The organism is Lipingzhangella halophila, assembly GCF_014203805.1.
Taxonomy (GTDB): Bacteria; Actinomycetota; Actinomycetes; order Streptosporangiales; family Streptosporangiaceae; genus Lipingzhangella; species Lipingzhangella halophila.
Window position 1 is genome coordinate 1,908,670 of sequence record NZ_JACHJT010000001.1, and the last position, 13,584, is coordinate 1,922,253.

Here is a 13,584-nt window from a genome sequence, read left to right on the forward strand (position 1 = left end):
GAAGGCGGCGGCACCGCCGCGGCCTCGCCCGGCACCGCCCAAGCCTCGCCAGCGGCCATCGGTGGGCGCCGAACCGCGGTCGCAACCCCGCCCTCGCCCGGCGGCGCGCGCGCCGCGCATGCCGTTCGTACTCCTGGTCCTCGGCCTGCTCGGCGGCGCGCTGGTCAGCCTGCTGGCCCTGCGCACCGTGCTCATCGAGGACGCGTTCGCCGTCAGCCAGCTCCAAGAGGAGAACCGCGAACTGGCCGAGCGCGAGGAGGCGCTGCGCGAGGACGTGGTCCGGATGGAGTCCTCCGAGGCGATCGCCGAGGAGGCCGAGAATCTGGGCATGGAGCCCGGTGACGAGCCGCTCTTCCTGGACGTGGAGACCGGCGAGATCAGCGGCGAGGACGGCTCCGGCCAGGGTGAGGCGGGGCCGCGGTGACCCGGTTCCTGGCAGGGGGCCGGCGGCGCCGTAGGAGCAGACGGAGGAGACCGAGCGTGGGGAGTGGCGGGTGAGTTCATCCCGTGACCCGCGGCGCGACCCCCGCCGGCCCGGAGCCAAGGGGCGGCCCGGACCCGGCCCCGGAGGGCAGCGTGGGGAGCGTCCGCGAGGTGCCCGCTCGGGCGACGGAGCGGAACGCAGGGCGGGACGTGAGTCCCCGCAGCGCCGGCGCCGGCCCGCCGGTACCCCACCCCGGCGACCCGCCGGGGGGTCGGGCTCCGGCTCCGTACCGCCGCTGCGGCGCCAGTTCCGCCGCCGCGATCCCCAACGGCGCATCAGGTTCGCCGGTGTGCTGATCCTCGTTGTGCTGATGGTGTTCGCCGGGCGGCTGGTGCAGATCCAGGCGATCGACGCCGCCACCTACGCGGAGAAGGCGTCGGACATCCGGCTGAGCACCATCGACATCCCCACAACGCGCGGGGAGGTCACCGACGCCAACGGCAACGCCTTCGCGGTGTCGGTCGAGGTCCGCACCGTCTTCGTTGACCCGGAGGAGGTGCCCGGATCGAAGCGCGCCGAGGTCACCGAAGCGCTGGCCGAACACTTCGATCTCGACCGCGACGAGGTGGCGGACAAGGTCGCCGCCACGCCGAGCCGGTACGAGGTGGTCCAGGAGGAGGTGCCGCCGGCCGAGTGGAAGGAGCTGGAGCAGCTCGGCCTCGACGGTGTGGGCGCCGAGGTCGACTATAAGCGCGTCTACCCCGAGGAGACCGGCGCCGCCGACCTCGTGGGGTTCGTCGGCGAGGACGGGCACGGCCTTGAAGGGCTCGAAGGCGTGCTGGACGACACGCTGGCCGGAGAACCGGGCAGGCAGCAGGTCGAGACCGGGATCACCGGGACGCAGATACCCATGGCGGGCGGGCTGGCCAAGGAACCCGTCCCCGGCAAGGACGTCCAGCTCACCATCGACCAGGACATCCAGTGGCACGCACAGCAGGCGCTGGCCGAGCGCGCCGAGAAGCTGGACGCCGAAGGGGGCAGCGTCATCGCCATGCGGCCCACGGGCGAGATCGTCGCCATGGCCGACTACCCCACGTACTCGCCGAACGACATCGACGACTCCACCGCCGGCGACCGCACCAATGGGGCCGTGGCCGAGGCGTTCGAGCCGGGAAGCACGAACAAGGTCATCACGGCCGCCGGAGCCCTGGAGGAGGGGATCACCACCCCCGAGACGGTCTACACCGTGCCCTACTCCATCCAGCGCTACAACGAGACGTTCACCGACTCCGAGTTCCACGAGACCGAGCGGCTGACGCTCAACGGGATCATGGCCAAGTCGAGCAATGTCGGGACGATCCAGGTGGGCGAGCAGCTCGAAGCGGAAAGGCTCTACGAGTACCTCGGAAAGTTCGGCTTCGGCCAGCCCACGGGACTGGACCTGCCCGGGGAGAACGCGGGCATCCTCACCGACCCCGACGACTGGTGGGGCACCCAGCTCCACACGATCTCCTTCGGGCAGGGGCTCTCGGTCAACGCCGTGCAGATGGCGAGCGTGTACGCCACGATCGCCAACGACGGGGTGCGCGCTGAGCCGAGCGTCGTCGCCGGAACCGTCGGCGAGGACGGCGAGCTCTCCGCCAGCGAAGAGCCCACGCGGGAGCGGGTCGTCAGTGAGGAGACCTCCGACGACCTCAAGGTGATGCTTGAGGCCGTCACCGGCGACGAGGGCACCGCACAGCAGGCCCAGATCCCCGGTTACCGGGTCGCGGGCAAGACCGGCACCGCCAGCCGCGTCAACCCCGACACCGGCGGCTACAAGGGAGGCGGCTACACCTCCGCCTTCGCCGGCTTCGCGCCGGCCGACGACCCCGAGCTGGTCGTCCAGGTCGTGCTGCACAACCCGAAGGAGGAGTACTACGGTGGCGAAGCGGCCGGCCCTGTGTTCGCCGATGTCATGTCCTTCGGGCTGAAGACGCTGGAGATCCCGCCGAGTGACAGTGAGCCGCCCAACATCCGGCTGTCCGAGGACGAGTGAGATGCCGGCGCGTCCCGCGCTGGTGGCCGGATCCCCGGGTCCGCGCCGCTCACCGGCCCGGATTCCTGAATTAACCTTCTGACCACCACACCCGATAGCCTCGCGACGTGCCACCGGTAATGCGACCAGATCAGAACCAGCCTCGCCCGTTGTCCGAGCTGGCCCGGCTTCTCGGGCCGGACTCCTTCGTGACGTTCGCCGACGACGCCGCGCCCGAGCCCGCGGCGCCCGGCGCCGAGTTCGCGGATACGACCGCGGACACGTCGGCAGCTACAGCGATCTCCGGGATCACCCACGACTCCCGGCAGGTGTGTCCGGGAGATTTGTACGTGGCGTTGCCGGGGGAGCGCGTACACGGCGCCGAGTTCGCCGCCCAGAGCGCCGAGGCCGGCGCCGCCGCGATCCTGACCGACCCGGCCGGCTACGACCGGGCCGCGGCCACCAAGCTGCCGGTGCTCACCGTGCGCGACCCTCGGTCCCACCTCGGCGAGATCGCCGCCTGGGCCTACGGCTACCCGGCCGACGAGCTGCTGCTTATCGGCACCACGGGAACCAGCGGGAAGACCACGGTCAGCTACCTGGCCGAGTCCGGACTCCGCGCCACGGGCGCTGGCACCGGGCTCGTCGGCACTGTCGAGACGCGCATCCGCGACGCCCGGATCGACTCCTCGCTGACCACACCAGAGGCCACCGACCTGCACGCGCTGTTCGGTGTCATGCGGGAGAAGGGGGCCTCCGCCGCCGCGATGGAGGTGTCCAGCCACGCCCTGGCCAGAGGGCGGGTCGACGGCACCCTGTTCGACGTCGCCATCTTCACCAACCTCTCCCAGGACCACCTGGACTTCCACACGGACCTGCGCGACTACTTCGAGACCAAGGCCAGGCTGTTCACTCCCGAGTTCGCCAAGGTGGCGGTGGTCAACCGCGACGACCGGTTCGGCCGCGCGCTGATCGACATGGTGAGCGCCCGCGGCGAGGTGCCGGTGACCACGTTCTCCACCGAGGGCGACCCAGAGGCGGAGTGGCACGCGACGGACATCCGGCTGTCCCCCGACGGCAGCACCTTCCGCGTCACCGGCCCGGGAGGCATCGAGGACCACGCCTCGGTGTCGCTGGCCGGCCCGTTCAACGTCTCCAACGCCATGGCCGCGATCGTGGGCCTGGTCGAGGCCGGGATCCCCTTGCAGACCGCGATCGCGGGGGTCGCGGCGGCCCCGGGAGTGCCCGGCCGGATGGAGCAGGTCAACGAGGGTCAGGACTTCACCGCTCTTGTTGACTACTCGCACAAACCGGGCGCGGTCGAGGCCGCGCTGTCCTCGTTCCGTGAGATCACCGACGGTCGGCTGACCATCGTCGTCGGCTGCGGGGGCGACCGCGACCGCGCGAAACGCCCGGACATGGGCGAGGCCGCGGCCCGGCTGGCCGACGCTGTGATCCTGACGAACGACAACCCCCGTAGTGAAGATCCAGTGACGATCGTCACCGCCATGCTGGAGGGCGTGGCGAAGGTGCCCGCCGGCCAGCGGGCCCGGACTACCGTCGAACTGGACCGCGGCTGCGCCATCGAGATGGCGGTGGAGCGCGCGCGAGCAGGCGATGTCGTGATCGTAGCCGGCAAAGGGCACGAACGCGGCCAGTACATGGCGGGCGAGGTGCTGCCATTCGACGACAGGGAGGTGCTGCGGAACGCACTGCGCCGGGCGGCCGGCAGGTGAGCGGACCGGTGCGGACTGCGCTGGACCGTGGAACACGTCTGGTCTGCTGATCGGGCAGCATCCCCGTTATCCAAACATGTTCTATGGTTAGGTCGGCAAATTGCAGCCCGGCTCCGTGGCGTGATGATGCCGCCGCACGGTTGACGACACACCGCTCCCGGTAATCACGCTGTCCACTGCCGCAACATCCAGACGTGGCGGACCGGGCCCGACATGAGGAGTTGATTTGATCGCGCTGACGCTCGATCGGATCGCTGAGATCACCCAATCCCGAATTTACGGATCGGCGCAGTCGTCCGAGCAGGTCACAGGCCCGGTTGTGGTTGACTCCCGGGAGGCTGCGCCCGGCGGGCTCTTCGTGGCATTGGGTGGCGAGCGGGTCGATGGCCATGACTTCGCCGACGCCGCCGTCGCGGCGGGCGCAACCGCCGTGCTGGGTTCCCAGCCGGTCACGGCGCCGCAGTTGCTGGTCGACGGAGGCGACGCCGAGGTTGTGGCCGCGTTGGGGCGGCTGGCACGCGCGGTTGTGCGGGAGCTGAGCGGGACCGACATCATCGGTGTCACCGGTTCCTCGGGCAAGACCACCACCAAAGACCTGCTCGCCCAGGTACTGGAGCGTCTCGGCCCCACCATCGCGCCCGCCGGCTCCTACAACAACGAGATCGGCCACCCCCTCACCGTGCTCCGGGCCGACGAGGACACGCGCTTCGTCGCCCTGGAGGTCGCCGCGCGCGGCATCGGGCACATAGCGCACCTGTGCTCCATAGCCCCGCCGCGCATCGGTGCCGTGCTCAACGTCGGCACCGCCCACATGGGCGAGTTCGGCTCCCGGGAGGCGATCGCCCGCGCCAAAGGAGAGTTGGTCGAGGCGCTGCCGGACTCCGGTGCCGGTGGTGTCGCCGTGCTGAACGCCGACGATGACGCCGTTGCCGCCATGGCGAGCCGGACCCGCGCCCGCGTGGTCACGTTCGGGCTGGCTCAGGACGCCGCTGTGCGGGCCACCGGCGTGCGGCTCGACGCGGTCGGGCGGGCGCACTTCACTCTGGAGATGGCCGGCCGTTCGGTGCCGGTGCGGCTCGCTTTGGTGGGCGCGCATCAGGTGCACAACGCGCTGGCGGTCGCGGCGGTCGCCGCGGAGTGCGGCATGGGAATCGAGGACATCGCCGAGGCACTGGGTGCGGCCGGCCCGGTCAGCCGGTGGCGCATGGAGGTCACCGAGCTGGCGGACGGGGTCACGGTCGTCAACGACGCCTACAACGCCAACCCGGAGTCCATGGCCGCGGCCCTGGAGACCCTGCGGACGATCGGTGAGCAGCGGCGCTGCCACGCCGTCCTCGGACACATGGCCGAGTTGGGCGACGGCGGGCGGGCCGAGCACGAGCGAATCGGCCGGCTCGCGGCGACGAACGGCGTCGCCACGCTGCTGGCCGTCGGGGAGGAGGCGGCACCCATCGCCGATGGGGCCAACGGCGTGCCCGCCTGGCGGGGAAAGAGCCTCACGGTCTCCGACGCAGCTGAAGCGGCCGCGGCGCTGCGCGAGCGAATGAGGCCAAAGGACGTTGTTTTGGTGAAGGGATCGCGCGTGGCCGGGCTGGAAAAGGTAGCCGAGCAGCTCATTGCCATGGAGGGCGCCCAGTGACCGGCATTCTCATCGCCGCGGCGCTCTCCCTGGTCGTCTCGCTGCTGCTGATGCCAATGGTGATCCGGATGCTGTTCCGGTTCAAGTTCGGCCAGGAGATCCGGGACGACGGCCCCGAGGGCCACAAGACCAAGCAGGGCACGCCCACAATGGGCGGGATCGTCATCATCCTCGGTGCGGTTATTGGCTACTTCGGTTCGCACCTGGTACTGATGACGACGCCGACCATGTCCGGCCTGCTGGTGATGTTCCTGTTCGTGGGTACGGGCGCGGTCGGTTTCCTCGACGACTTCATCAAGATCTACAAGCGCCGCAGCCTGGGGCTGCGCAGTGGCGCGAAGATGGCCGGACAGACCGTTGTCGGCGCGGTGTTCGCCGTTGGGGTGACCCAGTTCCCCGATGGCTACGGCTATACGCCCGCCTCCCCGCAACTGTCCTTTCTGCGCGACTTCGGTCCGCCGCTGCTGCTCGGTGTCTTCGCTCTCTGGGCGCTGTTCCTGATCGTCGGTTTCTCCAACGCGGTGAACCTGACCGACGGGCTGGACGGTCTGGCCACGGGCGCCATCATTCTTTCCCTGGTGGCCTACATCATCATCGGGAACTGGCAGCTCCGGCAGAGCTGCGTAGCCTACCTGGCGCCGAGCTGCTACCCGGTGCGCGACCCGCTCGACCTCGCCGTGGTCGCCGCGGCCGGTCTCGGCGGCTGTATCGGTTTCCTCTGGTACAACGCGCCGCCCGCCAAGATCTTCATGGGCGACACCGGCTCGCTCGCCCTCGGCGGCCTGATCGTCGGCCTGGCCATCACCACCCGTACCCAACTGCTGCTGCTCGTCATCGGCGGGCTGTTCGTGATCGTCACCATGTCGGTGATGGTGCAGGTCAGCTCGTTCAGGTTGACCGGGAAACGGCTGCTGCGCATGGCGCCGTTACAACACCACTTCGAGCTCAAAGGCTGGGCCGAGACCACGATCGTGATCCGCTTCTGGATCATCCAGGGGCTGCTCGTCGGAGGCGGAATCGGCCTGTTCTACCTGGAATGGATGCCGAGATAGCCGATGACCAACGACAGTGGCGGCGCGGACCTGATGAGCTTCGAGGCGGGGCTGAAGGGGCGCGCGGTATGCGTGGCCGGACTGGGGGTGTCCGGGCCGCCCGTGGCCCGCGCCCTGCTGCGCCGCGAGGCGCGGGTCACCGTTGTCGACGGGCGCGACGACGGACCCGCCCGGGAGGCCGCGGATGGGCTGCGCGCCGAGGGCGCACGGGTGGACCTGGGATCCTCCGCGCTGCCCGAGGACACCTCACTGGTCGTCACCTCGCCTGGGTGGCGTCCCGACTCCCCGCTGCTGCTGGCCGCCGCTGGCGCGGGCGTCGAGGTCATCGGGGACGTCGAACTGGCCTGGCGGCTGCGACCCGAGGGCCAGACCTGGCTGGCGGTCACCGGGACCAACGGCAAAACGACGACGGTGCGGATGCTTGAGGCGATGCTGCGGGCCGGCGGGCGCGAGGCGACCGCGGTCGGCAACGTCGGAACGCCGATCATCGAGGCGGTGCTCCCCGGGGACGACGGCGCGTACGCCGATGTCCTCGCGGTCGAGCTGTCGAGTTTCCAGTTGCACTGGTCCACGTCCCTGCGCCCGCACGCCGCCGTCGTGCTCAACGTGGCGCCCGACCACCTCGACTGGCACGGTGGCTTCGAGCCCTATGCCGCGGCCAAGGGCCGGATCTACCCGCCGGGCACCATCCGGGTGGTGAACCGCGCGGACGACTGGTCGGTGCGGCTGGCCACCGAACACGGCGACCCCGATGCGCCCCTGGTCGGCTTCGGCCTGGCCGCGCCGCGTCCCGGCGAGCTCGGCGTCGTGGAGAGCCTGCTCCTCGACCGCGCGTTTGTCGACGACCCGCGCGGCAACGCGGCGGAGCTGGCGGACCTGGCCGACGTCGTCCCCGCGGTGCCGCACAATGTCGCCAACGCCCTGGCCGCTGCCGCCCTCGCGCGTTCAGTGGGCGTGCCCCCTGAGGCGGTGCGGGCGGGGCTCGGCGCGTTCGCGCCCGAACCGCACCGGATCACGCACGTGGCCACGGCGCGCGGGGTGCACTACGTCGACGACTCCAAGGCCACCAACCCGCACGCCGCCGCGGCCTCGGTGGCCTCGTACGACTCCATCGTCTGGGTCGCCGGAGGGCTCCTCAAGGGCGCCGAGGTGTCCCCCCTGGTCGGTGCCGCCGTGCCCCGGCTCCGCGGTGTGGTGCTGCTCGGCGCCGACCGCGCGGAGCTGCGCGACGCCCTCGGCGAGCACGCACCCGGGGTCCCGGTGGTCGACATCGCGGAAACCGGCGACACCGCCATGACCGAGGCGGTGGCCGCGGCGGCCGGGCTCGCCCGCGCCGGTGACACGGTCCTGCTCGCCCCCGCGGCGGCGTCGATGGACATGTTCACCGACTACAACGAACGCGGCGACCGGTTCGCCGCCGCGGTCCGCGCGTTGGGCCGGTAACTCCTCCGCGCCGCCACCTTCGGGCCGATGTGCGCCAAAAGACGCACAACACGCGCGAAATGTCCGACGGTGCAGGCCCGGCTACCGTCAGACTTGGTCGACGCTAGGAAGACTGCGCGGGGCGGAGGCGTATGGCAGGGTCGGCTGCAGCGTCGGGGGGCGACGACTCCGGGAAGCCGGAGGCCGGGCGGGCCTCCGGATGGCTACGGGAGCTCCAGCAGCTTCGCAACCGTCCCCTGGCCTCGTACTACCTGATCTTCGGCAGTAGCTTCCTACTGATCGCGCTCGGCCTGGTCATGGTGCTGTCGTCGTCCATGGTCGACTCCTTCACCACCACCGGGTCCGCGTTCTCGCTCTTCCAGAAGCAGATCGCCGCCGCCGCGGTCGGACTTCCGTTGCTGGTGCTCGCCTCCCACCTGCCGGTGCGGACGATCCGGCTGATCGGCTACCCGGCGATGGTGGTGGCCGTCGCGCTACTGCTGATCACAGCGTTCCACGGGGAGGAGTACGGGTACGGCGCCGCGCGGTGGCTGGAGATCGGCGGGCTGACCATCCAGCCCTCGGAGCCCGCCAAGCTCGCGTTCGCGCTGTGGGGCGCGGACGTGCTCGCGCGCAAGGACGAGCTGAAGCAGCTCGTGGAATGGCGCCAGTTGCTGATCCCCCTGCTGCCGGGGTGCGGTGTGCTGGTACTGCTCGTGCTCATGGGAACCGACCTGGGCACCACGATGGTGCTGCTGACAATCTTCCTGGCGCTGCTGTGGGTGGTGGGAGTGCCGGGGCGGCTGTTCGTCGGCATGTTCGCGCTCGTCCTCACCTTCGCGGGCATCATGGTGGCGGTCGAGAGCTTCCGGGTCGCCCGGGTCACCTCCTTCCTCAACCCGGAGGCCGACCCTTCGGGAGCCAACTTCCAGTTGCTGCACGGGTTGTACGCACTGGGCACCGGCGGGGTGTTCGGCGTCGGCATCGGCGGTAGCCGGGAAAAGTGGGGTTTCCTGCCCCACCCTGAGAGCGACTTCATCTTCGCCATCATCGGCGAGGAACTGGGCCTGATCGGCACCCTTCTGGTCGTAGGGCTTTTCGGCGTCCTGGGCTACGCTGGGCTGCGCGTCGCGTCGCGGGCCCGCGAACCGTTCGTTCGGCTGGCCGCGATGTCGATTACCGGGTGGATCGCGGTCCAGGCGATGGTCAATATCGGTACGGTCATCGGCGTGCTCCCGATCACGGGAATCCCGCTTCCCCTAGTCTCGGCCGGAGGTTCCGCCCTGATACCGACCATGCTTGGGGTGGGGGTGCTGCTCGCGCTCGCGAAGTCCGAACCGGCCGCGCGCAAGGCGCTGGCCGCGCGTGGCCCGAGCCTGGCCCAACGGGCTCTAAGCTGGCTTGGCCTGGGCGGCACCGATTCGTCGAGAATGGCCGGGCCCCAGGAGAAGAACGGATCGCGTCCGACGCAGGTTCGAACGAGGAGGAATCGGCGACGATGAGGGTAGCCCTCGCCGGAGGCGGCACGGCCGGGCATATCGAGCCCGCGCTATCGCTAGCCGATGCGCTGCTGCGCATCGACCCAGAAACCCAGATCGTGTGTCTGGGGACCGAGCGGGGTCTGGAGTCCCGGCTCGTCCCCATGCGTGGCTACGAACTCGGCGAGATCCCCGCTGTTCCGCTGCCGCGCAAGCTGACCCCCAGGCTCCTGACGGTTCCGGGCAAGCTGGCCAACGCGATCAGCGCCGCGGGTGAGCATCTCGACCGGATCAACGCCGACGTCCTTGTCGGCTTCGGTGGCTACGTGGCGACCCCGGGGTACTTGGCGGCCCGGCGGCGGCGCACCCCAATCGTCGTGCACGAGGCCAACCCGCTGCCCGGTCTGGCCAACCGGCTGGGCGCGCGGCTCACCCCGCACGTCTTCACCGGTCACCCGCACACCGAGATCCGCAACGGGCGCTTCGTCGGCATTCCGCTGCGCCAGCAGATCTCCTCGCTCGACCGGCTGGCGCTCGGCGACAAGGCCCGCGCGCACTTCGGGCTGCGGCCCGAACTGCCCACCCTGCTCATCTTCGGTGGTTCCCAGGGCGCGCAGGCCGTCAACGAGGCCGCCTTCGAGGCAAGCCACCTGTTCCACTCCGCGGGGGTGCAGGTGCTGCACGTCGTGGGGCCGAAGAACGCCGACGAGCCCGAGGACCGCACCCGCGACGGCATCCCCTACGTGGTCGTGCCCTACGTCGACCGTATGGACCTCGCCTACGCGGCCGCCGACGTCGCGATGTGCCGCAGCGGCGCCATGACCTGTTCGGAGCTCACCGCCGTAGGGTTGCCGGCGGCCTTTGTCCCGCTTCCGATCGGCAATGGAGAGCAGCGCCTGAACGCCGAGCCGATCGTGCAGGCCGGCGGCGGAATGATCGTGGAGAACAACGACCTCACGGGACAGTGGATCGCCGAGCATCTCATCCCGTTGCTGACCGATACCGACCGGGTCGTGGCAATGTCGGAGGCGGCGTCCCACATGGGGCGGCGCCAGGCCGACATGGAACTGGCCCGCGAGGTGCTCGCCATCGCGCGAGGCGACCGCGACACGCCGGAGGTCCCGGTCGACGAGTCCGATGAGGACGACAACGGCGCCTACGTCGACGACGGGAAGGACGCCCGATGAGCCTGGTCGACGTCACCGAACCGGTGCGCGCTGACGAGCTGGGGCGGGTCCACCTCATCGGCATGGGCGGCGCCGGCATGTCGGGCATAGCCCGCGTTCTGCTGCAGCGCGGCGTTCCGGTGTCGGGCAGCGACGCCAAGGACAGCGACCTGTTGCGGCACCTTGAGGAGCTTGGCGCCACTGTGCACGTGGGGCACGCCGCCGAGTACGTGGGCGGCGCCGACTCGGTGGTGGTCTCTTCCGCCGTGCGCGACGACAATCCCGAGCTGGCCGAGGCGCGCCGCCGCGGCCTGCACGTCCTGCCGCGGGCCGCCGCCCTGGGTACGCTGCTGCTGGACCGCATGGGCGTGGCTGTGGCCGGCACGCACGGTAAGACGACGACCACCTCCATGCTCACCGCCCTGCTGCAGTACCTGGGAGCCGAACCGGGCTACGTCATCGGCGGCACGCTGGTCACCACGGGCCTGGGGGCCGACGCCGGTGCCGGAGACGTCCTGGTCGCCGAGGCCGACGAGAGCGACGGCTCCTTTCTGATGCTGTCCCCGAAGATCGCGATTGTGACCAACGTCGAGGCCGACCACCTCGACAACTACGGCGGACTTGAGGAGATCCACGCCAACTTCGCCGCGTTCGTCGACCGGGTCGACGACACCCTTGTTGTCGGCATCGACGATCCCGGGGCACGCAAGGTCGCCGAGGTCGCCCGGGAACGCGGTAAGCGGGTGCGCACCTACGGCGAGGCGCCCGAGGCCGACTACCGCGTGCACGGGCTGTCCGCCGAGGGGTTCTCCACGGCGTTCACCCTGGACGCGGGCGGCCCCGACCCGGTGCGCTGCACTGTTGCCGTACCCGGGCGGCACAACGTGCTGAACGCCGCCGCCGCTGTCGCCGTCGCCGACGAGTTGGGACACGACCCCGAGGTAGCGGCCGAAGGGCTCGCCGCCTACACCGGGACCGCCCGGCGGTTCGAGTTCAAGGGCGAGGCCGGTGACGTGGCGGTCTACGACAGCTACGCGCACCACCCCACCGAGATCGCCGCCGACCTCCGCGCTGCCCACACTGCGCTGGAGTCCCGGCCCGAGGCGGGAGAGGCGGCGCCGGAGAAGGGGAACGGCGCGCGGGCCCGGGTGGTGGCCGTGTTCCAGCCCCACCTGTACAGCCGCACCAGGATCTTCGCCACCGAGTTCGCTGAGGCGCTCGCGCTGGCCGACGAGGTTGTCCTGCTGCCCATCTACGCGGCGCGCGAGGACCCCGAACCGGGGGTCGACTCCGGGCTGGTCGCCCGCGGTATCGCCCACGGCCGGGTGCACCGGCCCGCGGAACGGGCCGACGCGGTGCGGTGGGCGGCCGAACTGGCCCGGCCGGGCGATATCGTGCTCACCATGGGTGCCGGCGACGTCACCGAACTCGGTCCGCGGATCGTCGAGGAACTGCGGGCGACCCGGAATTAGGTGCGCGTGGTGGAAAAGGGCGCGGTGCGAGGCGACGACGCCACGCCGGAGCATGCCGAGGGGGCCGCGCCGGCCGACCGGCGGACCCGCCGGTCGGATCCGTGGAAGGTCGCATTTGTCACGCTGCTCATCGTCGCCGTGTTGTCGGTGGTGACGTGGTTGCTTCTGGGGTCGCGGTTGCTGGTGGTGCGCGACGTGGAGGTGAGCGGCGCCGGGCGGCTCGATCCGGACGCGGTCGAGGCCGCTGCCGACGTCGACACCGGTACCCCGCTGGTTCGTGTGGACACCGACGCCGCCACCAGCCGGGTGGAGGACCTGCGGCTGGTGGATAAGGCCACGGTCTCGCGCGGCTGGCCGGCGACGCTGCGCGTGCGGGTCACCGAGCGCACGCCCGAGCTGAGCATCGCCGTTGGCGACGGCTACCGGCTGGTGGACCACGACGGAGTGCGCATCACCGACTCGGCGGAGCGTCCGGACGAGTACCCCCTCGTGCGGGTAAGAGGGGAGATCGAGGGGAACCCGGCGATCGCCACGGTTGCCAGGTCCGTCGGTGAGCTCTCGCCCGCCATCCTCGACTCGGTCGAGTCGATCGACGCGAGTGAACCGGACAACATCGCCTTCGAGCTCGACGACGGCGCCACGGTCCTGTGGGGGAACGGGGAGTATGCCGAACGCAAAGCCAAGGCGCTCGCTGTCCTGATGCGGGAGCACCCTTCGGGTGCGGAACGCCGCTATGACGTCAGCGCACCGAACGTCGCCGTTGTCAAGTAACCGAGGCAGGTATCCGAGTACAGCGCGGTACGCATTGCCTGACGAAACGGTCGCTGGACCCGCGAACCCCGGAGGCGCGGCTTCTTTCGCCCGGGCTTCTTCACGCGGCGGGACATTCCAGACGCGACGCGCCGGGGAAGCACATCGCCACCTCGGCCGATACGCCGTTAGGCTGACCCAGTAGTTGGTCACCCGCCGGTGCGCCCCCAGCGATCGGCGAGAAGTATTACCTTTGATTGACATGAGTGCAAACGTGAATCTATAGGGCTATCGGGGTGGAGAAGGAAGCGCGCGTCGCGCGCTTCCCCCGGAGCCCGTGGAGCCCGAGCGGCCGGTCGGCCGCGAGGGTTCCGAGAGAGTGACTGTAGTACCGGACAGTCAACCGGTCGGGTCCCACAGGGGGAACG

General features: G+C 70.5%; 10 protein-coding genes. All 10 read left to right on the plus strand.

The features are described from left to right. Nucleotides 1-118 precede the first annotated feature (118 nt). The gene (gene ftsL, locus F4561_RS33630) at nt 119-424 is read left to right on the plus strand and encodes a cell division protein FtsL (RefSeq protein ID WP_312885192.1); all 306 of its coding nucleotides are present in this window, start codon (nt 119-121) and stop codon (nt 422-424) included. Between the two features lie 70 nt (nt 425-494). Then, entirely contained in the window at nt 495-2,462 is a 1,968-nt protein-coding gene (locus F4561_RS08635) for a peptidoglycan D,D-transpeptidase FtsI family protein (RefSeq protein WP_184576468.1), read from the plus strand. A 119-nt stretch (nt 2,463-2,581) separates the two neighbouring features. Next, complete coding sequence (locus F4561_RS08640) at nt 2,582-4,177, plus strand: UDP-N-acetylmuramoyl-L-alanyl-D-glutamate--2,6-diaminopimelate ligase (protein ID WP_184576471.1); 1,596 nt, start codon at nt 2,582-2,584, stop codon at nt 4,175-4,177. Between the two features lie 226 nt (nt 4,178-4,403). After that, on the plus strand, nt 4,404-5,816 hold the full coding sequence (locus tag F4561_RS08645; RefSeq protein ID WP_184576473.1) for a UDP-N-acetylmuramoyl-tripeptide--D-alanyl-D-alanine ligase: 1,413 nt from the start codon (nt 4,404-4,406) through the stop codon (nt 5,814-5,816). Then, nucleotides 5,813-6,868, plus strand: a complete 1,056-nt coding sequence (gene mraY / locus F4561_RS08650; RefSeq protein ID WP_184576475.1) for a phospho-N-acetylmuramoyl-pentapeptide-transferase — start codon at nt 5,813-5,815, stop codon at nt 6,866-6,868. The genes F4561_RS08645 and mraY overlap by 4 nt, the downstream gene beginning before the upstream one ends. A gap of 3 nt (nt 6,869-6,871) precedes the next feature. Continuing rightward, on the plus strand, nt 6,872-8,311 hold the full coding sequence (gene murD, locus F4561_RS08655; protein ID WP_246437166.1) for a UDP-N-acetylmuramoyl-L-alanine--D-glutamate ligase: 1,440 nt from the start codon (nt 6,872-6,874) through the stop codon (nt 8,309-8,311). 131 nt (nt 8,312-8,442) lie between these two features. Continuing rightward, a complete protein-coding gene (gene ftsW / locus F4561_RS08660) occupies nt 8,443-9,792 on the plus strand; it encodes a putative lipid II flippase FtsW (protein WP_184576476.1) in 1,350 nt (449 codons plus the stop codon). Then, nucleotides 9,789-10,955 (plus strand): undecaprenyldiphospho-muramoylpentapeptide beta-N-acetylglucosaminyltransferase, encoded by a 1,167-nt coding sequence (gene murG, locus F4561_RS08665; protein ID WP_184576478.1) that lies wholly within the window; start codon nt 9,789-9,791, stop codon nt 10,953-10,955. Before ftsW ends, murG begins: the two co-directional genes overlap by 4 nt. Beyond that, nucleotides 10,952-12,406, plus strand: a complete 1,455-nt coding sequence (murC, locus tag F4561_RS08670) for a UDP-N-acetylmuramate--L-alanine ligase (RefSeq protein ID WP_184576481.1) — start codon at nt 10,952-10,954, stop codon at nt 12,404-12,406. The genes murG and murC overlap by 4 nt, the downstream gene beginning before the upstream one ends. A gap of 9 nt (nt 12,407-12,415) precedes the next feature. Then, nucleotides 12,416-13,177: a cell division protein FtsQ/DivIB gene (locus F4561_RS08675; protein ID WP_312885193.1), complete on the plus strand. Its 762-nt coding sequence runs from the start codon at nt 12,416-12,418 to the stop codon at nt 13,175-13,177. Nucleotides 13,178-13,584 lie beyond the last annotated feature (407 nt).